Below are 24,165 nucleotides of genomic sequence, written 5' to 3'. Positions count from 1 at the left end.
CGGGCTCTTTCGTCCGTCGCTACTTGCTGGAGCGGATGCTGCTCGCCATCTCGCCGTCCATGTTCTCCATCTGCGTACGGATGTCCATGAACTGCTTGGCGAAGCCCTTGATGCCGTCCATGGCGGCCAGCAGGCTCGTGTTGAACTTGTCGTACGCCTCGTTCAGCGCGGGGCTGGACTGCTGGAACACCAGGCCGTTCTGCAGCAGGTCGTTGACGTTGTTCCTGAGGTCGTTCAGCATCGGCACGATGTTGTCGGCGGCCGAGTTGAGCGTGTTCGACGTCGCCTCGATGGCGCCGTAGTCGAGAGAGATGTTCGGCGGCATTGCTGGTTCCTTTCGTGAGCGGTGTCGCGGGTGTTCAGATCTGCTGGTGGGAAGGCCCGCCGCCAGGGGGGCGGCGTGGCGGCGGCGCGTCGTCGGGGATGCCGTCGCCGTCGTTGTCGCTGTGCGGGTCCTCGTCGCCTCCGACCTTCTTCCACTGGTCGGTACGGCTGTCGCGGGTGTAGTCGGTCTTCTTGCCGTCCTGGTCGACGACGGTCATGGTGCCGCCGCCGTCGTCCTCGGTGATGTGGGTGTCGGCGACGACCTTCCCGCCGTCGGCGTAGGTCGTCTCGGTGTGGTAGCTCTTGCCGCCGTCGGTGTACGTCGTGACCGAGGTGTAGGTCTGGTCACCGCTGGTGACCGTCGTCTCCTCCTTGACCACGTTGCCCTGGTCGTCGAGCGTCAGGTGCGTGTGCACCTTGCCGTTCGGGGTGTCAATGGTCTGGTCGAGCGGCGGCGGCCCGGGGTCGGTGGCGCTGCAGAACGACGGCATGTTGCCGTCCTTGTCCGGCACGCACTTGTCGCTGTGGGCGTTGCGGTAGTCCCAGGCGTCCTTCTTGTTGCGCCAGTCGTCCAGCCCCATGTTGGCGCCCATCACGCCGAGCCCGTCGGAGATCTGCGCGTCGACGTCGAAGTAGGCGTCGGACACGGAGCCGAACAGGTCGCCCAGGCGCTTGAGCCGGTCGACGGCGTTGTCCATCGGGCTCTGCGACAGCCGGTAGAGGCTGCGGAACGCGTTGGTCAGCGTCTGGTCGCCGAAGATCGACTCGGCGTCGCCGAAGTCGCCCTTGCCGAGGGTGGCGAAGTCGCTGTTCTTCAGCGTCGGTCCGATGCGGTCGGCGAGGTCGTGCAGGTCCTTGCGTGCTTCGTGCAGGACGCTGTAGTCGATGGCGAAGTCGGGCAACGGCATCTCCGTACGGCTCGGAAGTCCCGGACGTTCGGACCACGTGCGAACCAGGAGTCCGGTTCACCCCTATCTGCGATGAACCGCGGGACGGCATGGCACGTGGTCAGCACGGAAGAAAGGCGTCACACGCGCGAAGAGGACGTGAGGTACCCCCCATGCCGCGCCCTACCGACTGGGACGCGCTCGGACTCGGCACCGACCCGACCCCGGGCGACCCCGACCGCATCGACCAGCTGGCCCGGTCGATGGCCGAGCTCGGCAGCGTGGCCAGGGACATCGACGACGCCCTCAACACGGTGCTCGCCAAGACCGGCGACGGCGCGTGGATGGGCAAGACCGCCGACGCGCTGCGCGAGAAGATCGAAGGACCGCTGCGCGACTTCGTCCGCAGCATCGCCGAGGCGTTCGAGGGGTCCTCGCAGACGCTGGTCCTCTACTCCTCTGCCATGCGCGAGCAGCAGGCGCGCGCCGACAACGCCCTGAGCCAGGGCCGCGGGCTCACGTCCGAGGACGACCTCCCGCAGCGCGACGGGTACGCGGCCACCGCCCGGCAGGCGGGTGATGCCATGGCGGACGCGGCCTCGTCCGCGGCCGCGAAGGTGAGCGCGTTGGCGCGCGGCATCAAGCAGCCGGTGTCGGACTGCGACCTGTTCTGGGAGGCCTTCCAGTGGCTGGCCATCCTGCTCATCGTGCCGGCGCTGATCCTGGGCGGGCCGGCCGCACTGGTCGCGATCGGCGCCAACCTGACGCTCTTCATCAAGACGGCCGTGGACTTCTCGCAGGGCAAGGCCGGCCTCCTCGACCTCTTCCTGTCGGGGCTCGGCCTGATCGCGCCCACCACCAAGGCCATCCCGATCTTCAAGCTCATCTCGGCCGGCGCGAAGCTCACCTGGCAGGGGCTGAGGGCTTTCGGCATCGGCGCTTTCAACTTCTTCCGCGGCATGTTCACCGGCGGCGGGCTGCGCGACATCGCCATCATCCCGGGACTGCGCAACTTCACCTCGTTGGCGGGCACCTGGATCAAGTCGGGGGGTCTGTGGGTGATGGCGCCGCTCACCCGCATGCCGTCCTTCACCGCCGTGATCCGTACGGGCGGGCTGGTCGCCATCGACGGCATCCGGGCGGTGCCCGGCGTGATCAGGGCCGTTCCCCCCGCCATCGCGCGCGGCGCCGTGGCCACCTGGAACGGGGCAGGCCGGGCGATCACCACTGGCCTGAACCTGGCCGGGCGGGGGCTCACCGCGACCTGGAACTTCACCGTCTCCCAGCTGGGCGGCGCCAGGGTCCTGCGGCTCATCCTGCCGGTGGACGCGGGCGAGATCAGCCGGTTCGGCCTGCGCGAGGCCCTGCGCCTCGGCTTCGTCGAGCGCGGGCTGATGGGACGCAACGTGTTCGGCGCCCCTCTGCTGAACGCGGGCGGCCGTAGCGCAGCAGCCGCCGCGCCGCCCAACCTGCACAGCACGGGCTCCCTCATGGACCTGCCGCGTCCTGACCTGGTACGGCTGGAGCTCGGCGACTGGTCCGGGATGAGGGCGCTCGACCTGAACGTGGGACGGGCCAACATCGGGCTCGCGTCCCCGACGGACTTCCGGGTGAGCAACGCGTTCACCGACGGCCTGCGGTTCGCGCCCGACGCCGTGCGACGGGTGGACGCGCTGCTCGACACGCCGATCAGCCAGCTGAACGCCGTACGGGTCGGCGACTGGGCGCTCGGGGCGCGCACGGAGCCGGGGCTCGGGGTCAGCGCGCATCTCACCGCGCTGCCGAACGAGGGGCCCGCCTTCGCCGGCACCCAGGGCCTCTCCACCCTGCAGAACCCCGCGGGCCTGAACGCCCTCACCACCCTGCAACCGCCGGCGAACCTGCAGAACGTCGCCGCCCTGCAGACCTCCACGAACCTGCACGTGCCCGCCAACCTCCAGAACCCCACCGGCCTGCACGGCCTCGCGACGGTCCAGCCTCCCGCCGGCCTGCACGGCGCCGCGCAATCGTCTGCGGGCCTGCACGGCCTCGCCGCCGTGGAAGCTCCCGCGGGTCTGCACGTCCCCGCCGGCCTGCAGAGCACCGGTGGCCTGCACGGCCTCGCCGACGGCGGCTCCGTGAGCGTCTCCTCGCTCTCCACGACCCACGCGTCGGTGCCGGGCATCGCCCACGCCGGAGGGTCGGGGACGTCGGTGAACAGCGCGCTCGACCTGCTCTTTCCCTCGTCGATGAACCGCGCCGACGCCCCTGTCTTCGGTACGGGGGCGCACCTGTCGGAGCCCTCGACGCAGGCCAGGGTCGCGCACAACGTCACCCTCCACCTGGACGAGTACGCGCCGGCCAGAGGCGCGAACGTCCCCACCCAGCCCACACCCCCACCCGCGGCCGTCTCCCAGACCTCACCGCCTCCCACCTTCACCCCCCACACGGGGACCACGACGACCACGCCCGCCGTGCCGTCGCCGTCGGTGTCGACCGCCGCGCCGCCCTCGGTCACGCCCGCCGTGCCGTCGCCGATGGTGTCGTCCCATGCGGCGTCCTCGGCGGTGGGGGTGTCGGCCACGCCGCCCGCCGTACCGCACGGGAACGCGGGCGAGGGCAGGGCGACGTCTGCGCTGAACCTGCTGGACGGCCCCGACTTCCCCACCCTGGCCGGCGCCCCCGGCAAGGCCAGAACCGCCACCCCGCCCCCCGCCGTGGCAACCGGCGCCACCCCGCCGCCCGCGGCGATGACGGTGTCCGCCCCACCACCCGCGCCGGTGCACACAGCCCCCACACCGCAGACGTCGGCGGCCGCGGGCTCCACCCCACCGCCCTCGGTGACCAGCACCGCCTCGGTGCCGCCTGGGTCGGCGGGCGGTGTCGTCGAGGCTCCTCCCTCCGTTGTGGGGGGCGGGGCACGGTCCGGTGGGGGCGGGCACACCGGGCTGTCCGGGCCGGAGATCCAGCGGTTGTGGGCCAAGGACGCCGACGCCGTCCACGCCCTGTTCGGGAGGGCGGACGATCCGGCGCGCCCGGCCCGTATCGAGGCGTGGGGCGACCTCGTCCGCGCCCGTGGCGAGCGGGCGAGCGCCGACACCCTGGTACGCAGCATCGACACCCTGGTCGGCTCAGGCTCCACCCCTTCGCCGCTCCACCTTCGGGCCCGGCAGGCCCTCGACGCCGCTGACGCCCGCGTCGCCCGGAGCATCGACCGACTCGCCGACCTCGGCGTGGACGTCGGTCGCATCGACCGGCAACTCGCCGGCCTCTCCGACGAGAGCATCCGCAACCGCCCCCGCATCGACGCCGCCGGCAACGGCTTGAACGACACCCACCCAGCCCCGAACCCCACCCCCCACGCCCCCGCCGGGCCCATCCAGCACGGGCCCGTGCCCGCCGCACCCACGCAACACGGACCCGCACCCGCCGGACCTTCCGCCCCGACCCAGCACGGCCCCACACCCGCCGGGCCCACCCAACACGGGCCCGTGCCCCCTGCGGCCGGCAGCGGGCATGCGGGGGCGGCGCCTGCGTCCTCGCATGTGGGGCCGCAGCCTCTGGCGCCGCCCGCGTCCCCGCCTGGGCTGCAGCTGGCCGGTGGTGCGGGACGGGTCGTCCCCGACGGTCAGGGGCGGCTGGTGTTCGCCGACGTCAACGGCCGCCCGGTACCGGGCCACACCGTCACCGACACGACGAACGGGCTGCGCGTCCAGAACCCGCAGGGCGGCTACCGCGTCTTCGACGCCACCACCGGCCACCTCATCGAGGACGCCGTCCACGTACGCGGCCAGAACGGCGCCTCGCTCAACCAGTGGGTCTCCGTACGCCACAACGGCGGCGCGCCCACCACCCACCTCGTCGACGTCCACGGCAACCCCGTACCGGGCCACACCGTCACCGACACGGCGAGCGGGCCGCGCGTCCAGGACCCGCAGGGCAGCTACCGCGTCTTCGACGCCACCACCGGCCACCTCATCGAGGACGCCGTCCACGTACGCGGCCAGAACGGCGCCCACCTCGACCAGTGGATCTCCGTACGACACAGCGGCGGCGCACCCACCACCCACCTCCTCGACGCCCACGGCAACCCGGTCGCGGGCCTCACCGTCGTGCGCCGCGCCGACGGCAACCTCCAGATCACCGACCCGGCGAACGGCAACTTCGTCCGCCACACCCCCGACGGCAACCACCTGGAGACCGGTTCGCGCCTGCACGCGCCCGGCGGCGACACGTACGCCGTCTTCACCGGCACCCGCGCGGTGGGCCATCTGGAGGACGCCGCGGGACAGGTGCTCCCGAACCGGGTCGTCACCGCCGTCAACGGCGGCGGCGTGCGGGTCGCGTACGACCTGCGCGGCAGCGCCCGGCACGGCGAGTTCCAGGTGCACGCCGCCGACGGCACGCTCACCCACTCGGGGTTCAACGTGCTCAAGGACGGCAGGCGCACCGACTTCCAGTACACCGTCGACCACACGGCGAACACCTGGTCCAGGCAGCCGCATCCGGGCATCCAGGCTCCCGCGGGGACGAACATGTTCCACCACGGCCACGCCGAGTTCTCCGCGAACGGCACCGACGTGCGGCTGCTCAGCTCGACGGGCAACCCGGTGGAGGTCTTCTCGCGGCGGGCGTACCCGGGCGGCGGCGTCCTGGACGCGTTCCGGCGCACGGACACCGTCTCCTTCGGCCCGACGACCCGCACCACCACGTGGGCGCACTTCGACGATGCGGGCGCGATGACCGCGCACGGCGTCCGCAGGTTCGACACCTCCGGTTTCGCCTGGCGGGACGTCGACCACCGGGGCAACCTCGTCCACCAGTACCGCGACGCCCTGGACAAGGGGCACGTGCTGGCCGTCGAGCACGGCGGCGAGTGGCGCTGGCACCGCTTCGACGCGGGCGGCAACGAGCTGGCCCATGGCGTACGGAGAATGGACCTCGACGGCGGCTGGACCGACACCCTGCCGGACGGCCGGTTGGCGCAGCGGCAGTGGGGCCCCGGGCACCTCGCGAAGGTCGCCGACCACTACCGCGAGTACGGCTTCTCGCCGAACGGGACCCGCGCCGACACCTACAAGTCGCAGTCGAAGCAGGGCAAGGACGTCGGAACGCGGGAGCGCCTGACCGACGGCGGTGTCCTGACCACCACCCGGTGGTCGGAGCAGCGCCCCCCGTTGTGGGTGCGCAAGGCCATGATCAAGGCCGCGCCGCCGGAGTCGCTCGTCCGGCACCTGAAGACCGACAACCGCTTCCAGCTCTACACCTGGACGAAGGAGGGCGCCGCGCAGACGGGCGGCGTCCGCTACGCCGGCATGGACGGGCGCGTCTTCGACCTCGACGCGACCGGCCGGCTCGTGCGCTTCAAGGGCAAGCTGGCCGACGGCACCGAACTCAAGGTGGGCGACTACGCCACGCCGGTCGGCACCCCGCCCGCGCACCCGTCCCATCTGCCGTGGCAGGCCGGCGGCAATCGTGGCTACCGCGTGCCGCTCGACAACCCGGGCACGGGCCGTCCCCTCTGGCAGGACCGGTTCGACGACGCCGGCCAGGTGCGGGTGGCCCGCGAGGGCTTCGCCGACGGCTCCGTCCGCGAGTACCGCAGGCCGCCGGCGGTGAACCCGGCGAACGGTCATCTGCAGGGGGTCGACGGCCCCTGGGTCCGGCTCGACGCGCACGGGAACCTGACCGGCGAGCAGAGCCTGTGGATCGAGCAGAGCGGCCTCGTCCAGCGGGTCAGCGCGACCGGCGACATCGACTCGGCGACCTGGAAGTGGAAGAGCCTGTCCATGAACGGCACGGAGATCGCCTCGGGCGAGCGGCTGTACTTCCGCGGCTCCAACGACATCCGGCTGCCCTGGGACGACTCGTTCCGCGACTTCGACGCGACGGGCGCGCTGATCCGCGAGCGCGACATGCTCGGCGGCGGGCAGTACGTCGACAGCTGGCGCACCGTCGATCCCGTCACGGGCCAGGAGCGCTGGTTCGTCGAGAAGTTCGCCAAGGACGGCACGCGGGTGTCGTTCGGCAACGGCGAGCAGGTGCGGCGCTGGTGGAACCCCGACACCCGCGCCTGGGGCGACCAGCGGGTGGGCGACGCGAGGCACTTCAGGGACGAGCTGCGTCAGCCGGGCAGCCGTCCGGTCGTGCTGCGCGAGGTGCCGCCGCACCTGTCGGCGCAGGACGGCCCGCTGCGGGTCCGCGAGTACGTGCCCGACTCCGCGCCCGCGACCCCTGGCGCGTGGAAGGAGTTCGACCACGGCACGACGGTCCGCGAACGCAAGGCGCTGCCCGGCGGCGGCTTCCTGGAGAAGGACGCCTGGCGCGGCCAGTGGCGCACGTACGACGTCAACGGCGACATCGTCGCCCAGCGCACGGACCGCGGCCTGGTCTTCGAGCAGGTCGACGGCAGGCTGAAGCTGACCGGCAACGAGTACGACTTCCGCGGCCCGCTCACCGAGCTGCGCGGCTGGGGCCGCGGGCTCAGGGAGGCCAATCGCATGCCGTGGGGCGGCTCGGTCAGGCTGGACACCACCCTCTACCGGGAGGCCCTGGACGGCGTCACCGGCCTGCCCGCGCCGCACGGCAACCGGGTGAGCCTAGGCGAGGCGGCCTACGCGTCGTACGTGAAGGTCCTGGCGAAGAAGGTCGCGATCGAGTTCGGCCAGGAGTTCATGCTGGAGTTCGGCGCCAACCTGGCGGCGAACGGCATCGTCGCGGCGATCCAGAACAAGCCGTTCACCGGCCAGGACGTGCTCAAGTCGTTCGCCAACGCCGCGGTCGGCGCGACCGTCAAGACCGCCCTCAGCACGGGGATGCACGAGATCAGAGGCGCGCGCTGGGGCGAGCCGAAGTCCGTCATCTCCAACCTCGACAGCGGCAAGCACCCGCAGCGCCGCCCGTTCAACCACGACAAGACGTGGGCGAACGAGTGGGGCGGCAACGAGAACCCGGTCCGCTGGCGCGGCGGCACGTACGACTTCGGCTTCAACGCGGGCCTCGGCGCGTTCACCGGCTGGGTCAACGGCAGCATGAACGCGGCGGTGTGGGGCGTCACCGGCGCCGACGGCCAGACGCACAAGCTGACGGGCGGCGACGCCGTGCTCGACGGCCTCGTCTCGGGCTTCGGCGGCCTCGTGACGTCCGGCGGCACCGCCGTCGCCAGGAACCTGTTCATGATGGGCGCCGGCGGACGGTTCTTCCACCGGCAGGGCTTCGCCGACTTCTGGCTCCAGATGCCGTTCAAGATCGGGGAGAAGGTCGTCAACACGGCCTTTCTGATGCCCGAGCTCCGGGCCGCGTTCAACCCGCCGTACCTCCAGGCCCCTCCGGCGGAGAACCCGCCGGCTCAGCAGTGAAGGAATCATCGTGATGCGCCATGAAGGGGTGAGAATCCACGCCGTCGGCCAGAAGGGCCGTGGCGTGCACCGCCGGATCACCGACGCGGTCCTGGCCGCCGCGCCCGGCGACCGGGTGCTCGTCGCCCCCGGCCGGTACGCCGAGTCCGTGGTGCTGCCGCGCGGTGTGACGCTGGCCGCCGAGCACGGGCCGGGCAGCGTCCTGCTGAGCGCGCCGCCCGGAGCGCCCGCGCTGGCGGTCGACGGTCCCGACTGCGCGGTGCACGGCCTGGTGGTGGAGGCGGCGACGTCAGGGGAGCCCGCGGTGAGCGTCGCGCCGCACGCGGGCCTCGCGATGACGGACTGCGTGGTGCGCGGCGGCCGGTTGGAGGTCCGCGGAGCGGCGGCCGATCAGGCGGCGCACGAGCGCGGTCTCGTGCCGGGCGCCGCCGTGCTGTTGCGCGGCTGCCGGGTGGAGGGCGCCGCGCAGGCGGGGCTGTACCTGTCGGGCGGGGCCGCGGTCCGGCTGGAGGACGTCACGATCGGCGGGATCGACGGTACCGGCATCGTCCTTTCTGGCACCGCCCGGCTGGACGCGGTGCGGCTGCGGCTGGACGGCACCACCGGCTCGGCGATCCGGCTGCGCGGCACGGCCCGGCTGAAGCTCGCGGAGTCGGTCCTGCACCGTACGGGCCGCAGCGGCCTGCTCCTGGAGGACGGCTCGCACGCGTCGGCGGACGACACGAGGATCGACGCGCCCGGGGAGGCGGGCGTGCACGTCACAGGTTCTGCGCAGGCCGACCTGGTCGACTGCCGGATCACCGGCTCGGCCGCCAGCGGCCTGGTGGTCCGTGACAAAGGGCGGCTGGTCGCCCGCGGCTGCGCGGTCGTGGCGCCGTCGGCCAACGGCCTGCTGGTCGCCGACTCGGCGGGCGCGGAGCTGACCGACTGCCGGATCGACCGGTGCGGCTTCAGTTCGCTGCACCTCGCCGGCACGGCGACGGCGACGCTGACCGACTGCCGGGTGCGCGGCGGCTCCGAGCACGGCGTGCACCTGACGGGCGAGTCCCGGGTGAACCTGTCCGACTGCCGGATCGCGGACGTCACCATGAACGGCGTGTCCGTCACCGAGCAGGCCGCCGCCACGCTCGCCGGCGTGCACATCACGGGCGGCGAGAACGGCGTCCGCGTCGCCTCGGCGGCCGGGTCGACGGTCGTGAACTGCACGGTGTCCGGCGTCTCCCGTACCGGTGTGGAGGTCGCTGAGGGCGCCGGGGCGACGGTGGAGGGCACCCGCGTGACGCGCACGGGCGCGGCGGGCATCGTGGTGGACGCCAAGTCCGAGGTCCGGGTGGACGGCGGCTCGGTGGAGGACTGCGGCGGCTGCGGCGTCGTGGTGTGGACGGGCGCCCGGCCGTCCTTCACCGGGCTGCGCGTCGAGCGTCCCGCCAAGAACGGGTTCTTCCTCGCGCAGGGCGCGGGCGGCGTCTTCGCGTCCTGCGACGTGGTGCGGTCGGGCTTCCCCGCCCTGCACGTCGGCGCGGGAGCCGATCCGGTCTTCCGCGGCTGCCGGACGCACGACTGCGCCGACGTCGTGGGCCTGGACGACGGCGCCGCGCCGGTGTTCGAGGACTGCTCCTTCGGCGAGACCGCCGTCCCGCTCCCGACCACCCCGGCCGCGCCGCCCGCCGTGGACGCGAAGCGGCCCGAGGAGGACGTCCCGGAGGAGAGCCTGGCGGACCTGCTCGGCGAGCTCGACCGGCTGGTCGGGCTGGAACGCGTCAAGCGCGACGTGGGCTCACTGGTCAAGCTGATGCAGACGGTACGCCGCCGCGAGGACGCCGGCCTGCCCGCCCCTCCGCTCAGCCGCCACCTGGTGTTCGCCGGCAACCCCGGCACCGGCAAGACCACGGTCGCCCGGCTCTACGGCCGGCTGCTCAAGGCGCTGAACCTGCTGCGCGTCGGCCACCTCGTCGAGGTCGACCGCAGCGACCTGGTCGGCGAGTACGTCGGCCACACCGGCCCGAAGACGGCCGCCGCGTTCACGCGGGCGCTCGGCGGCGTGCTGTTCATCGACGAGGCGTACTCGCTGGTGCCGCTCGGCGGGGGCACGGACTTCGGCCTCGAGGCGGTGGCCACCCTGGTCAAGCTCATGGAGGACCACCGCGACGACGTGGTGGTGATCGCGGCCGGTTACCCCGCCGACATGGGCCGCTTCATCGCCTCCAACCCGGGCCTGTCGTCCCGCTTCACCCGGACGCTGCTGTTCGAGGACTACGACGCCCAGGAGCTGGTGTCGATCGTGGAGCACCAGGCGCGCGAGCACCGCTACGAGCTGACCCCGGCCGCCAGGGACGCCCTGACGGCCCTGTTCGCCGCGATGCCGAGGGACGCCGGCTTCGGCAACGGCCGCTACGCCCGCCAGACGTTCCAGGAGATGACCGAACGGCAGGCGCAGCGGGTGGCCGAGCTCGACGACCCCACCTCGACCGACCTGGTCACGCTGGACGTGCGGGACCTGCCGGGGAGCTGACGGTGGCGCGCTCCACGAGTTCGCGGATCAGCGCGGCCACCTCGTCGGGGGCGAACTCCATGGTGTTCTCGCCGACGGTGACCTCGAAGCTCGACCGGCGCGGGTCGGGCGAGGTGCGCAGCCGCGCGAACAGCTGCACGCCGTGCTCGGAGACCATCTCGGCACCCGCGCGTTCCACCGCCTGCCGCCCGGCGGGCAGGTGCACGTGGAACAGGGGCGTCTGCGGCGGGTCGGGGTGCACGTACGCCACCCCGTCGGCGTTGACGGCGGCCGCGATGGCGACGGCGTGGTCGCGGAAGGCGTCCATCTGCGGCAGCAGCCGGTCGAGCCCGGCGAGCGCGGTGAGCGCCTGCGGCCACTTGTCGCCGGCGCGTCCGCCGAGCCGGGTCAGCCAGACGCCGGCCGCCTCGATGAAGTCGGCGTCGCCCAGCAGCACACCGCCCGCCAGGCCGTGCAACGACTTGTAGAGCGAGACGTAGACCGAGTCGAACAGCCCGGCGATCTCGTGGTGCGGCCTGCGGTAGTAGGTCTGCGCCTCCCAGAGCCGGGCGCCGTCCAGGTGCGCGGCGGCTCCGCGGGAGCGGACGAGGTCGATCTGGGCGCGCAGGTCGTCCCATTCGGGGAGCAGGCCGCCGAGGTCGCGCTGCGGCAGCTCCCACACCACGGCGGCCGTCGGCTCGGCGACGGCCGCCAGGTCGGCGAGGGTCATCAGCTCGTGCCGATCGCCGGCCCGTTGCAGCCGCAGGCCGTGCACGGCGGCGTACCCCTGCATCTCCCACGAGTCGAGGTGGGTCTGCGGGTGCGCGGCGAAGGTGAGCCTGCCGCGGGCCTCGGCGTGCAGGCGCAGCGCGACCTGCTGCGCCATCGTCCCCGTGGGGAAGAGCAGCGCGGCCTCCTTGCCCAGCAGCGTGGCGAGGCGGGCCTCGAGCGCCGCCTGCGGGTCGTCGGGCGCGGTGCCGTCGTCGACGAGCTCCAGCATGCGGCGCAGGGCGTCGGCGGGCTTGCGGTAGACGGGGGCGTGCAGGAACAGCGAGCGCCGGACCTGTGCCGCGGGGTTGTGGGTCATGGGGCTCCTCGCCGTGGTCGATGGCTGACCGAACTTATCGTGAGATGTCCGGCGTCACAGCCCGAGCATGCGGCCCGGTTCCGCGATGACCTGCTGGATGACCAGGCCGGCGGCGCCCAGCACCGCCGCGTCCCCGCCGATGCGCGAGACGACGACGGAGGGCGGCGCCCCGCGCATCGGCGCCAGCCGGGCTTCGAGTACCTCCGCCACCGGCCCTGCCACCCAGGGGAACAGCGGCTCGTAGATACCGCCGAGCACGATCCGGCCCGGGTCGAGCAGGTGCACGGCGGAGGTCAGCGCCACGCCCAACGCGCGCCCGGCCCGTTCGCACGTCTCCATGGCCTGCCGGTCGCCCGCCTTGAGCCGGTCCACCAGCTCGGACACCGAGGGCAGCGCGCCGAGGAGTGCGTCCTGGCCGGCGTACACCTCCAGGCAGCCGCGGCCGCCGCACCGGCACGCGGGCCCGTCGCCCGCGACGACCACGTGGCCGAGCTCACCGGCCAGCCCGAACGTGCCGCGGAACACCTCTCCTGCGACCACGAGCCCCGCCCCGATGCCGATCTCGCCGGAGACGTAGAGGAAGTCGGCGTCCCGGCAGCCGAACCACAGCTCGCCGAGCGCCGCCAGGTTCGCCTCGTTGTCCACCGCGAAGGGCAGCTCCACGAGGTCGGCGACGCGTACGTCGCGCCAGCCGAGGTGCGGGGCGTTGCGCAGGACGCCGTCCTCGACGGTTCCCGGCACGGCGAGGGCGCCTCCGGCGATGCGCAGGCCCTCGGCCTCGGCCTGCGCCACCGTCTCCTTCACCAGGTCACGCAGCCCCGTGAGGACGAGCGCGGGGTCGGAGTTGCGGTTGTCGGCGCGTACCGTACGCCGCAGCCGCACCGTGCGGGTGAGGTCGACGACGCACGCGGCCAGGTAGTCGATGTTGACCTCGAGCCCCAGCGCGGCCACCCGGCGCCCGCTCAGGCGCACGGCCACGCCGGGCCGCCCCCGCTCTCCCCCTCGTACGGCGCCGCCCTCGGTCACCGCACCCGCCTCCAGCAGGTCGGCGACCAGGCTGGACACGGTGGTCTTGGTGAGCCCGGTGCGCTCGGCGAGCGCGGCGCGCGTGTGCGGACCTGAGCGGTGGATGGCCGCCAGTACTACGGCCAGGTTACGGGCGCGCATGGAATCATGCCGCACTCCTCTTGACGTCACAGCCCCACCTCCTCAGGATTATGTACAGATTATGGACTAATAGCACTGGAGCCACATATGACCGGATTCACTCCGACGCCCGACGACCGCTTCACCTTCGGCCTCTGGACCGTCGGCTGGCAGGCGCGCGACCCGTTCGGCGACGCCTCCAGGCCCGCCCTCGACCCGGTGGAGAGCGTGCACCGCCTGGCCGAGCTGGGCGCGTACGGCGTCACGTTCCACGACGACGACCTCCTCGCCGTCGAGCCCGACCGCGACAAGGCCATCGCGGCGTTCAGGAAGGCGCTGGACGAGACCGGCATGAAGGTGCCGATGGCCACCACCAACCTGTTCACCCACCCCGTCTTCAAGGACGGGGCCTTCACCAGCAACGACCGCGACGTGCGCCGGTACGCGCTGCGCAAGGTCATGCGCAACATCGACCTCGCAGCCTCGCTCGGCGCGCGGACGTACGTGTGCTGGGGCGGCCGCGAGGGCGCCGAGTCGGACGCGGCCAAGGACGTCAAGGCCGCCCTCGACCGCTACAAGGAGGGCCTCGACCTCCTCTGCCAGTACGTCAACGACAAGGGCTACGACATCCGCTTCGCCCTCGAGCCGAAGCCGAACGAGCCCCGCGGCGACATCCTGCTCCCGACGATCGGCCACGCGCTCGCGCTCATCAACGAGCTGGAGCACCCCGAGATGGTCGGCCTCAACCCCGAGGTCGGGCACGAGCAGATGGCCGGGCTCAACTTCGTGCACGGCATCGCGCAGGCCCTGTGGCACGGCAAGCTGTTCCACCTCGACCTCAACGGCCAGCACGGCCCGAAGTACGACCAGGACCTCATCTTCGGCCACGGCGACCTGAAGAGCGCCTTCTTCCTGGTCGACCTGCTGGAGAACGGCGGCTACGACGGCCCCCGCCACTTCGACTACAAGCCGCTGCGCACCGAGGACGCGCAGGACGTGTGGGACTCGGCGGCGGCCAACATGCGCACGTACCTGATCCTCAAGGAGAAGTCGCGCGCCTTCCGGGCCGACCCCGAGGTGCAGGAGGCCCTGCGCAACTCCCGCGTGGACGAGCTGGGCCGGCCCACGCTCGCCGCCGGCGAGACCTGGCAGGACCTCGCGAACGACGACTTCGACGTCGACGCGGCCGCCGCCCGCGGCTTCCACTTCACCAGGCTCAACCAGCTCGCCCTCGAACACCTCCTCGGCGTTCGCGGCTGACACGCGTCCCGGGCGGCCGGCCGCTTCCCGGCCGGCCGCCGTACCCCTGCTTGGAGGGCTCTTGAGCAACGGTCCCGTTGGCGTCGCACTGGTGGGCGCCGGAGTGATCAGCGGTCAGTATCTCCGTAACCTCACCTCCTTCCCCGACGTGCGGGTCCTCGCCATCGCGGACCTCGACACCGAGCGGGCCGCCGCGGCGGCCCGCGAGCACGGGGTGCCGGTCTCCGGCGATCTCGCCACCGCGCTCGCGGTGCCCGAGGTCGAGATCGTCGTCAACCTGACGGTCCCGTCGGCGCACGCGGCTGTCGCCCTGGAGTCGCTGCGCGCCGGCAAGCACGTGTACGGCGAGAAGCCTTTCGCCATGGACGTGGACGAAGCGGCCAAGGTCGTGGCCGAGGCTGCCGACCGGGGGCTGCGGCTCGGCTGCGCGCCCGACACGTTCCTCGGCGCGGGGCTGCAGTCGGCGCTGCGGGCCCTGCGCGCCGGCCTCGTCGGCGAGCCGGTCGCCGTGACGGCCGCCACGCAGAGCCTCGGTCCTGAGTCGTGGCACCCGAGCCCCGAGTTCCTCTACCAGCCGGGCGCGGGCCCGCTCTTCGACCTCGGGCCGTACTACCTGACCGCGCTGGTGTCGATGCTCGGCCCGGTCGAGCGGGTGGCGGCCGGCACGCGCCGGGCCCACGACCAGCGCGTCATCGGCTCGGGCCCCAAGGCCGGCACGATCTTCCCCGTGTCGGTGCCGACGCACGTCAACGCCCTGCTCGACTTCCCCGGCACGGCCACCGCCGCGGCCACGTTCAGCTTCGACTCGGCGGTGAACCGCCGCATGATCGAGATCATCGGTACGGAGGGCGCGCTGTCGCTGCCCGACCCCAACACGTTCGAGGGACCGCTGCTGGCCCGCGGCTTACGCGACACCGACTGGCGGGAGCTGCCGGTGACGGGCACCACGGCGGGACGCGGCATCGGCGTGCTCGACCTCGCGCGCTCGCTCCGCGCGGGTACGCCGCACCGCGCCTCAGGCGAGCTGGCCGTGCACGTGCTCGACCTCATGTCCGCCATCGCCGAGTCGGGCGAGCGCGGCGAGTTCCGCCGCATCACCTCGACGACGGCCGCGCCGGAACCGCTTCCCGAGGGCTGGGACCCGTACGAGCCGACCATGTGAAGAGCTGCAACACGTTGGCTTGGAGCCCCCGGAGCCGCAAGAATGGCGCGATGGTGGAAAGCTCCGAGACCGACTGGGTCTCCAGGTTCGCGGATGATGTGATCGCCGAGGCGGAAAGACGCGCCCCGGGCAAACCCATCGTCTGCGCCTCTGGGCTCAGCCCGTCCGGTCCCGTCCACCTGGGCAACCTGCGTGAGGTCATGACGCCCCACCTGGTCGCCGACGAGATCAGGCGGCGCGGCCTCGAGTGCGTCCACCTGCTGTCGTGGGACGACTACGACCGCTTCCGCCGGGTGCCCGCGGGCATCGACCCCTCGTGGGCCGAACACGTCGGCAAGCCGCTGACCTCGGTGCCCGCCCCTCCAGGCAGCTCCCACGCCAACTGGGCCGAGCACTTCAAGGCGCCGATGATCGAGGCGCTGGCGCGGCTGGGCATCGAGGTGCGCGGCATCAGCCAGACCGAGCAGTACACCTCGGGGGCCTACCGCGAGCAGATCCTGCTCGCCATGCGCGAGCGGGCGAAGATCGACGCCGTGCTGGCGCGTTACCGGACCCGCGCCGGTGAGCCTGCCCCGGCCGACGAGCACGGCTATTTCCCGTACAAGCCGTACTGCGAGATGTGCGAGCGCGACCTGACGACGGTCACCGCGTACGACGACGAGACCACCGAGCTGGCCTACACGTGCGCGTGCGGCTTCGGCGAGACCGTGCGCCTGGCCGAGCACGACCGCGGCAAGCTGGTGTGGAAGGTCGACTGGCCGATGCGCTGGGCCTACGAGGGCGTGGTCTTCGAGCCGTCCGGGGTCGACCACCACTCGCCGGGCTCGGCCTGGGTCGTCGGCGGCGAGATCGTCGGCGAGGTGTTCGGCGGCCACCAGCCCATCGGCCCGATGTACGCCTTCGTCGGCATCACCGGTATGGCCAAGATGAGCAGCTCCAAGGGCGACGTGCCGACCGCGGCCGACGCGCTGGAGATCATGGAGGCGCCGGTGCTGCGCTGGCTGTACGCCCGCCGCAAGCCGTCCCAGTCGTTCAAGGTGGCCTTCGACCAGGAGATCCATCGTCTCTACGACGAATGGGACGCCCTGGGCCGCAAGGTCTCCGAGGAGCGGGCCCAGCCGGCCGAGCTGGCGGCGTACAACCGGGCGGTGCGCACGGCGTCGGGGCCGCTGCCCGCCACGCCCCACCCGGTGCCCTACCGCACGCTCGCGTCCGTCGCCGACATCACGACCGGGCACGCCGGGCAGACCCTGCGTATCCTGCGCGACCTCGACGGCGTCGAGTCGCTCGACGCGGCGCGTCCGCGGCTCGACCGCGCCCAGCACTGGGCCGCCGTCCACCTGCCGCCCGACCAGCGCACCCACATCCGTGAGACGCCCGACCACGAGCTGCTCGACTCGCTCGGCCCCGACGAGCGCGAGGCGCTGCGACTCCTGGCCGAGGGCCTCGACGACTGGAGCCTCGACGGCCTGACCACGCTCGTGTACGGCGTGCCGAAACTCCAGGCGGGGCTCGCCGCCGACGCCCCGGCCACGCCGGAGCTGAAGGCGGCGCAGCGCGCGTTCTTCGTGCTGGTCTACCGGCTGCTCGTGGGCCGCGACACCGGCCCGCGGCTGCCCACGCTGCTCATGGCGGTCGGCGCCGACCGCGTCCGCAAGCTGGTGGGCAGCTGAGCGACGCTCAGCTGCCGGACGCCTCGACGAGGGCGCGCACCTGCTGGGCGAAGCCCCGCACGGTGTAGCCCTCGGGCAGGCTGTCGATCAGCACGATGTCGCAGATGGCGTTGTTGACGCGCAGGGGCAGGATCGCCTGGTACTCCGGCGAGTCGTACCACCGCTCGACGGCGTCGCGGTCGGGGAACTCCATGAGGACGACGAGGCCCGGCCACGCTCCCTCCACGACGGTGACCTCGCCGTTGGCCAGCCACTTGCCGCCGTACGGGCGCACGGTGGCCTCGACCTGTTCGAGGTAGTCCAGCCCCGCCTCGTTCGGGATGCCGCCGGGGATGCGCAGGTGGTCGATCAGATAGGTGCTCATGTCTGAACCTTTCGCCGTTTGGATTGCGCTCGTAATCTAAACAGGCCGGACACGTACGCGCAAGTTAGATGTCGCCGGACATCTAACGCCCAGCCGTAGCGGCGGCGAGCGATAGAGGGCGGGTACAATCCAAAGTTCGCAGCGTCGCGAGAGGTGGAAGATGAGCCGGGTATCCCAGGCCGAGGCACAGGCCAACAGGAAGCGGGTGGTGGAAGCCGCCTCGCGCCTCTTCCGCGAGAAGGGCGTGCCGAACGTGAGCGTCGCGGACGTCATGCAGTCGGTCGGCCTGACGCAGGGCGGCTTCTACAAGCAGTTCGCCTCCAAGTCGGCGCTCGTCGACGAGGCCGCGGCCAAGGCGTTCGCCGACATGCTCGACCAGCTGACCGCCATGGACGACGACCACGCCGACCACGACGCCGCACGGTCGGCGCTCATCGAGTCCTACCTCTCGCCGGAGGCACGCGACAATCCCGACACCTCGTGTCCGGCGGCCGGGTTCGCCGGCGACTTCGCCAGGGAGCCGGAACGGCGCGACGTGTACGCGGCGGGAGTGCGCGACATGGCCGGCTGGATCGCTCCCGGCGACACCGGGCTGGCGGCCCTGTCCACTCTCGTGGGCGCGCTCCTGCTCGCCCGCGCGACCGCCGGCTCCCCCCTCTCCGAGGACATCCTGCGCGCCGCGCGGAAGGCAGCGTCCCGACTGACCGACTGAACGGCCGCGCGAACCCGGTTGGCGCGTGTGGCGCGGGAGGTGCCATTCTCGGACAATGCGCTACATCGTGATCGGAGCAGGAGCGGTCGGGGGCACCATCGGCGCCCGTCTCCACCAGGGCGGCCACGAGGTGCTCCTCGTCGCACGCGGAGCCCACTACGAGGCACTCAAGCGTGACGGGCTACGCCTGATCACCCCGGAGTCCGACGAGAAGCTGCCCATTCCTGTCGCCGACGGCCCCGTGCCGACCCGCGACGACGACGTGCTGATCGTCGCCACCAAGTCGCAGGACACCATCGCCGCGCTCGACCCGTGGCCGAGCGGCCTGCCGGTGGTGTGCGCCCAGAACGGCGTCGACAACGAGCGCATGGCGCTGCGCCGGTTCGCCCGCGTCTACGGCATGTGCGTGTGGCTGCCCGCGCAGCACCTGGAGCCGGGCATCGTCGTGGCGCCCTGCCACCCGTACTCCGGCATCCTGCACGTCGGCCGTTATCCCCAGGGTGTGGACGACCTGACCCGGCAGATCGTCGCCGATCTCGGCAAGCGCGGCTTCGAGGCCCACGCCCAGCCCGACGTCATGCGCTGGAAGTACGGCAAACTGCTCGGCAACCTCGCCAACGCCGTCGACGCTCTGGTCGGCGGCGGCGTGCCCGGCGCGGCGCAGCTGATCGACCGGACCCGCGCTGAGGCCAGGGAGGTGCTGGACAAGGCCGGCATCGCGTACACGACGACCGAGGAAGAGGCCGAGATCCGCGGCCACAAGATGGACACCCGCGCCATCGAGGGCGTCGAGCGGGGTGGCGGGTCGTCCTGGCAGAGCCTGGCGAAGGGCAGCGGCTCCATCGAGGCCGACTACCTCAACGGCGAGATCGTCCTGCTCGGCCGCGAGCACGGCGTGCGCACGCCGGTCAACGAGGTGCTGCGGCGCGAGGCCAACCGGTTCGCCCGCGAGAAGCTGCCGCCCCGGTCGATGCCGCTGGAGACCCTGCTCGCGCTCGTCGACCAGGCCTGAGCCGTACCGAACGCATGAAGCGGCGATCTACGGGCAGTTGACCCACCTCTTACGACAAGGGGTGAGTTGGATGATTGTGCTGGGACTCCTCCTGGCCCTGCTCGCCGGCGGTGCCCTCTACCTGGTGCTCACCGAGGAGAGCAGCAGGTACGTCCTGTTCGGATACGCCTTCGAACTCGACCACGTGCAGATGTTCCTCGCGGGCGCGGCCGGCGCGGCCGTCCTGCTGCTGGGACTGTGGCTGATGGGCTCGGGTTCGCGCAGGTCCGCCAGGCGGCACCGCAGGCTCCGTGCCGCCAGGGCCGAGGCCTCCGACCGCGTCGCCCGGCTGGAGGACGAGAAGCGCGACCTCGAACGCAAGCTGAAGCGCGAGCACGCCGACCGTGATCAGGCCGAACGCGAGGGGGCCGAACGTGCGGAGACGACCGGCGACCGCCTGGTCGCCCGCGGCACCCACACCCGGCCCTGACACAACCTGATGAACACCGACGCCCGCTGCCTGACGCGTACGAGAAGACGCGTCAGGCAGCGGGCGCCTGCGTACGCGAGGGCAGCAGCTTGCCCTCACGCCAGAGCGCGAACCCGGTGATCACCGCGCCGAGTCCCTCCCAGAGCCCGACGCCGAAGAACTCAGAAGGCGCCGCCCCCGAGACCACGAGCGACGTGAACACCGTGAACGTCACCAGCCGGAACGGCACCGTCCAGCGGAAGAACGGCGTGAAGTCGTGGGACGCGGCGAACATGTAGTAGACGCCCATGTTGACGGCCGCCATCGACGACGCCGCCATGTAGACGAGCGTGTAGTCGCCGGCCGGACGCGCGTCGAGCACCTCGAAGCCCAGCATGGCCAGCATCGTGTCGGGCGAGACGAGGCCGAGCAGGCCGAGCGCGAAGGCGAGGACGCCGAAGACCGCGATGGTCCAGCCGGCGAACGAACGTGGAAGACGCACAGAAATCCTTCCAAAGGGGGGTGTACTCTGCGAGGCGATCTCATCATGCATCCGGAGGTCGCATGCCCCCCACACGTGGCCGTCCCATCGCACTGAAGCTGCTCGCCCTCCTGCTCGTACCGCTGCTGTCACTGGCGGGCCTCTGGGCGTTCGCCGCCGGCCTGACCGGCGGAGACGGCCTGCGCCTGCTGGCGATCAACGACCTGGCCTCCAAGCTGGCCACGCCGTCCGAGCAGGTCAACCTCGAGCTGCAGAACGAGCGGCTGGTGTCGGTGCGGCTCCTCGTCACCGGCACGGGGGCCGACACCGTGACCGAGCAGCGGGGACGGACCGACAGGACGGTGGCGGCGTACCGGAGGCTGTCGAGCACCGTGGGCGACGTGTCGCCCGCGATGTCCGCGCAGCTGCGCGAGTTCAACGGCAGGCTCGGCGACCTCACCGAGATCCGCCGCGAGCTGGACAAGGGCGGGCTCACGCCGCTCGAAACCGTCGCCCGCTACAGCGACATCGTCGAGGCGTCCTTCCGCATGTACGACGCCATGATCCTCGTCCCCGACCGGCAGCTCTACCAGCAGGCCCGCGCGGTCACCATGCTGGGCGAGGCCAAGGAGATGCTGTCGCGCGAGCGGGCGCTGATCATCGTGGTGCTGGACAAGGGCAGGATCGGGGCCCGTGAGCGGGAGGCGTTCACGGGCATGGCCGCCACCCGGCGGCTGCTGTTCGCCCAGGCGCTCTCCCACCTCGACAGCGACCTGCGCGGGCCGTTCGCGCAGGTGGCCGCCTCGCCGGCGTACCAGGAGTTCCTCAGGGTCGAGGACGTCGTCAAGGGGCGCGCCGCCACCGACAGCCTGCCGCCCGCCGCGGCCACCTGGCCCACCGACGGCCAGAACCTGTGGACCGCCGTCGAACGCGACCAGACCGTCGCCGTGAAGGCCATCACCGAACGGGTGACCCCGGCGGCCGTCGCCGTCCTCGTCAAGCTCGGCGTGGCGGGCGGGGCCGGGCTGGTCGTCGTCGTCGCGTCCGTGCTGATCTCGCTGCGCTTCCGCAAGCGTCTGGTACGCGAGCTGGCCGGGCTGCGCGAGGCCGCCGTCGAGCTGGCCGACGTGCGCCTGGCCGAACTGGTGCGCCGGCTCCGTAAGAACACGGAGCCGCCCACCGCCGAGGAGGTGCCGCCGCTGCGGGTCGAGACGCGTACCTCCGAGATCGAGGACATCGTCCAGGCGTTCAACGAGGTGCAGTCGACGGCCGTCGAGGCCGCCGTCGACCAGGCCAGGCTCCGCCACGGCGTCAGCCAGGTGTTCGTGAACCTGGCCCGGCGCAACCAGTCGCTGCTGCACCGGCAGCTGCTCCAGCTCAACGGCATGCAGCGGGCCACGGAGCAGCCGGAGCTGCTGTCCGACCTGTTCAAGCTCGACCACCTGACCACCCGCATGCGCCGACACGCGGAGAGCCTCATCATCCTGTCGGACCAGACCCCGGGCCGCGGCTGGCGTCACCCGGTCCCGATCCACGACGTGATCCGCGCCGCCATCGCCGAGGTCGAGGAGTACGAGCGGGTCGAGGTCCTCCAGCCGCCGGGGACCGCTCTGATCGGCTCGGCCGTCACGGACGTGGTGCACCTGCTCGCCGAGCTGGTCGAGAACGCGACGCTCTTCTCCCCACCACAGACCAAGGTGGACGTGCGCAGCTCGACCACACCGGACGGCTTCGTGATCGAGGTCGAGGACCGCGGCCTCGGCCTGCCCCGCGAGGAGCTCGACGCGCTGAACAACCGTCTGGTCAGGACACCTGAGTTCGACCTCGCCCAGAGCGACCGCCTGGGCCTGTTCGTCGTCTCCCGCCTGGCGGCCCGCCACGACATCAAGGTCCTCCTCACCCTCTCCCCGTACGGCGGCGTGACCGCCAGGGTCTCCCTGCCCTCCAGCCTCCTCGCCGAGGACCCCGTACCAGCAGTCCGCTGAGCCATGGACCTCGGCCCCCCACCCCAGCGCATCACCGTGCACCCGAACCAGGTCCGCCGTCTGATCGCCGACCAGTTCCCCGAGTGGGCGGCCCTCCCGGTCCAACCGGTGCCCATGAGCGGCTGGGACAACCGCACCTTCCGCGTCGGCGACGAACTGCTGGCCCGCCTACCCAGCGCCTCCGAGTACGCCCTGGCAGTCGACAAGGAACACCGCTGGCTCCCGGCCCTCGCCCCTCGGCTGCCGCTGCCCATCCCGGTTCCGCTGGCGAAGGGCCGTCCCGGCGCGGATTACCCGTTCCCGTGGTCGATCTACGCGTGGCTCCCCGGCGAGCCCGCGAACGCGGGCCGCATGGCCGACCCCGTCCGCTTCGCCCTCGACCTGGCCGACTTCCTCGCGGCCCTGCGGAGCGTCGACGCCGCCGACGGCCCACAGCCGGGCACGCACAACTGGTTCCGGGGCGCCACCCTGCGCACGTACGACGCGCAGGCCCGCCGCGCGCTCACGGCGCTGGACGGCCACGTCGACGTCGGCCTGGCCCGCGAAATCTGGACGGCCGCGCTGGACGCCCGCTGGGACGGTGTGGACGTCTGGTTCCACGGCGACATCGCGCCGGGGAACCTCCTGCTCGACGGCGGGGAGCTCGCGGCGGTCATCGACTTCGGCACCTGCGGTGTCGGCGACCCGTCATGCGACCTGGCCATCGCCTGGACCCAGCTGACCGCCGACGGCCGCGAGGCGTTCCGCGACCGCCTGGCGGTCGACGACGCGACATGGGCGCGCGGACGCGGCTGGGCCCTGTGGAAGACCCTCGTCACCTGCGCCAACAGCCTGGGCCACGCCGACGAGGAGGCCACGAACGCCCGCCGCGTCCTCAGCGAGATCTTCTCCGACGGCGTCAGAGACGGGTGAACGGGTCGCTGAAGTGGGCGGTGGCGAGGACCGCTTGCTCGGCCCTGAGGGCGGCCAGTACCTCGGCCCGCGTGCGGGCGGCCGTCTCGGGGTCGTCGTCGTAGACGTACGGGATGGCCGGGTCGTCCAGCTGCGCGGGGTGGAGGACGAGGTCGCCGGTCATGGCCACCTCGCCGACCCGGACGATCTGGTGGCCCGGGGTGTGTCCCGGCGTCAGGTGGACGCGCACGTCGGGCGCGACCACGGCGTCGCCCTCGACGACGTGCAGGTGCTCTTCGAGCGCGGGCAGGACCCACTCGGCGGTCGGACCGCGCGCGGCGTCGAGCTCGGCCCGCTGGACGACGTGGCGGGCGTTCTCGAACACGGGCGCACCACCGGCGACGGCGCCCGAGGAGTGGTCGCTGTGGAGGTGGGTGAGGATGACGGTGGAGATCTCGGCGGGCGCGACGCCCACCGCCGCGAGCTCGCCGACCAGCCCGCCGGGAACGGGCGCCCAGCTCGCCGCCGGTGAGTCGGCGCCGCCCACCCCGGTGTCGACCAGCGTCAGCCGGTCGGCGGCGTCACGGAGCAGTTGACGCGCTCCCCGGCCTGAAGGCCGGGGATTCAGCCCGTGCCGCTTCACGCGGCACCTCTGTGGCTTCCTGTTTCGTCGGCCTGTGCCACCGCGATCGATGGTCTTACCCGGCCTCCACAGGCGTTTAGCCTGTCCGCCCGTCCGGCGGCCAGAATATTCTTGGCTGCGTTGATGTCCCGGTCGTGGGCCGCCCCGCACAGGCAGGACCACGACCGGACGTGCAGCGGCATCGACTCGGCGGCGGTCCCGCATGCAGAGCACAGCTTCGAGGACGGGAACCACCGGTCGATCCTGACGAGCGTGCGGCCGT

At 72.3% G+C, this 24,165-nt stretch carries 18 protein-coding genes; 10 read left to right on the top strand and 8 right to left on the bottom strand.

All coding sequences use genetic code 11. The annotated features are described in order from the left end of the window. Positions 1 to 19: 19 nt before the first annotated feature. Positions 20 to 325: a WXG100 family type VII secretion target gene (locus BLR04_RS36180; RefSeq protein ID WP_090773688.1), complete on the bottom strand. Its 306-nt coding sequence runs from the start codon at positions 323 to 325 to the stop codon at positions 20 to 22. 34 nt (positions 326 to 359) lie between these two features. Beyond that, a complete protein-coding gene (locus tag BLR04_RS36175) occupies positions 360 to 1,226 on the bottom strand; it encodes a hypothetical protein (protein WP_143022369.1) in 867 nt (288 codons plus the stop codon). 158 nt (positions 1,227 to 1,384) lie between these two features. Between BLR04_RS36175 and BLR04_RS36170 the strand changes: the two genes are divergently transcribed. Next, entirely contained in the window at positions 1,385 to 8,548 is a 7,164-nt protein-coding gene (locus tag BLR04_RS36170) for an RHS repeat domain-containing protein (protein ID WP_090773686.1), read from the top strand. Positions 8,549 to 8,561: 13 nt separating this feature from the next. Beyond that, positions 8,562 to 11,060: a right-handed parallel beta-helix repeat-containing protein gene (locus tag BLR04_RS36165; protein WP_090773685.1), complete on the top strand. Its 2,499-nt coding sequence runs from the start codon at positions 8,562 to 8,564 to the stop codon at positions 11,058 to 11,060. On the opposite strand, the gene BLR04_RS36160 is transcribed toward BLR04_RS36165, so the two are convergent. Continuing rightward, positions 11,026 to 12,126, bottom strand: a complete 1,101-nt coding sequence (locus BLR04_RS36160) for a threonine aldolase family protein (RefSeq protein ID WP_090773684.1) — start codon at positions 12,124 to 12,126, stop codon at positions 11,026 to 11,028. The genes BLR04_RS36165 and BLR04_RS36160 overlap by 35 nt on opposite strands. 54 nt (positions 12,127 to 12,180) lie before the next feature. Next, positions 12,181 to 13,293, bottom strand: coding sequence for an ROK family transcriptional regulator (locus BLR04_RS36155; protein ID WP_090773683.1), 1,113 nt, complete (start codon positions 13,291 to 13,293; stop codon positions 12,181 to 12,183). 87 nt (positions 13,294 to 13,380) lie between these two features. Here BLR04_RS36155 and xylA point away from each other — a divergent pair, with 87 nt between their 5' ends. The 3 genes from xylA (at position 13,381) to lysS (ending at position 17,367) form a co-directional block, all read left to right on the top strand. Beyond that, positions 13,381 to 14,532, top strand: coding sequence for a xylose isomerase (xylA, locus tag BLR04_RS36150; RefSeq protein ID WP_090773682.1), 1,152 nt, complete (start codon positions 13,381 to 13,383; stop codon positions 14,530 to 14,532). Positions 14,533 to 14,593: 61 nt separating this feature from the next. Continuing rightward, entirely contained in the window at positions 14,594 to 15,694 is a 1,101-nt protein-coding gene (locus tag BLR04_RS36145) for a Gfo/Idh/MocA family protein (RefSeq protein WP_090773681.1), read from the top strand. 50 nt (positions 15,695 to 15,744) lie between these two features. Continuing rightward, the gene (lysS, locus tag BLR04_RS36140; protein ID WP_090773680.1) at positions 15,745 to 17,367 is read left to right on the top strand and encodes a lysine--tRNA ligase; all 1,623 of its coding nucleotides are present in this window, start codon (positions 15,745 to 15,747) and stop codon (positions 17,365 to 17,367) included. A 7-nt stretch (positions 17,368 to 17,374) separates the two neighbouring features. Here lysS and BLR04_RS36135 read toward each other — a convergent pair whose 3' ends face one another. After that, the gene (locus BLR04_RS36135) at positions 17,375 to 17,731 is read right to left on the bottom strand and encodes a DUF1330 domain-containing protein (protein WP_090773679.1); all 357 of its coding nucleotides are present in this window, start codon (positions 17,729 to 17,731) and stop codon (positions 17,375 to 17,377) included. Between the two features lie 160 nt (positions 17,732 to 17,891). On the opposite strand from BLR04_RS36135, the gene BLR04_RS36130 reads away from it, so the two are divergent. The 3 genes from BLR04_RS36130 to BLR04_RS36120 all read left to right on the top strand — a co-directional run bounded on the left by BLR04_RS36130 (position 17,892) and on the right by BLR04_RS36120 (position 19,924). Further along, on the top strand, positions 17,892 to 18,443 hold the full coding sequence (locus BLR04_RS36130) for a TetR/AcrR family transcriptional regulator (RefSeq protein ID WP_090773678.1): 552 nt from the start codon (positions 17,892 to 17,894) through the stop codon (positions 18,441 to 18,443). Positions 18,444 to 18,498: 55 nt separating this feature from the next. After that, positions 18,499 to 19,455, top strand: a complete 957-nt coding sequence (locus BLR04_RS36125; protein WP_090773677.1) for a ketopantoate reductase family protein — start codon at positions 18,499 to 18,501, stop codon at positions 19,453 to 19,455. 70 nt (positions 19,456 to 19,525) lie between these two features. Further along, complete coding sequence (locus BLR04_RS36120; RefSeq protein ID WP_143022368.1) at positions 19,526 to 19,924, top strand: hypothetical protein; 399 nt, start codon at positions 19,526 to 19,528, stop codon at positions 19,922 to 19,924. A gap of 52 nt (positions 19,925 to 19,976) precedes the next feature. Here the strand turns inward: BLR04_RS36120 and BLR04_RS36115 are convergent, their stop codons facing one another. Then, entirely contained in the window at positions 19,977 to 20,405 is a 429-nt protein-coding gene (locus BLR04_RS36115) for a hypothetical protein (protein WP_245740911.1), read from the bottom strand. Between the two features lie 62 nt (positions 20,406 to 20,467). Between BLR04_RS36115 and BLR04_RS36110 the strand changes: the two genes are divergently transcribed. Both BLR04_RS36110 and BLR04_RS36105 read left to right on the top strand, forming a co-directional pair. Continuing rightward, positions 20,468 to 22,369 carry a sensor histidine kinase gene (locus tag BLR04_RS36110; RefSeq protein WP_090773675.1) on the top strand — a complete coding sequence of 634 codons (1,902 nt, stop codon included), beginning with the start codon at positions 20,468 to 20,470 and terminating at the stop codon, positions 22,367 to 22,369. Positions 22,370 to 22,372: 3 nt separating this feature from the next. Then, complete coding sequence (locus BLR04_RS36105; protein ID WP_090773674.1) at positions 22,373 to 23,281, top strand: aminoglycoside phosphotransferase family protein; 909 nt, start codon at positions 22,373 to 22,375, stop codon at positions 23,279 to 23,281. Here the strand turns inward: BLR04_RS36105 and BLR04_RS36100 are convergent. Both BLR04_RS36100 and BLR04_RS36095 read right to left on the bottom strand, forming a co-directional pair. Then, positions 23,268 to 23,903, bottom strand: a complete 636-nt coding sequence (locus tag BLR04_RS36100; RefSeq protein WP_090773673.1) for an MBL fold metallo-hydrolase — start codon at positions 23,901 to 23,903, stop codon at positions 23,268 to 23,270. The genes BLR04_RS36105 and BLR04_RS36100 overlap by 14 nt on opposite strands. Beyond that, a partial coding sequence (locus BLR04_RS36095; protein ID WP_143022367.1) for a zinc ribbon domain-containing protein occupies positions 23,900 to 24,165 on the bottom strand: 266 nt, incomplete at its 5' end. The genes BLR04_RS36100 and BLR04_RS36095, both read right to left, overlap by 4 nt.

The sequence above is a fragment of the Nonomuraea maritima genome (genome assembly GCF_900100395.1).
GTDB lineage: Bacteria > Actinomycetota > Actinomycetes > Streptosporangiales > Streptosporangiaceae > Nonomuraea > Nonomuraea maritima.
This window is presented reverse-complemented; position numbering and strand designations above follow the sequence as displayed.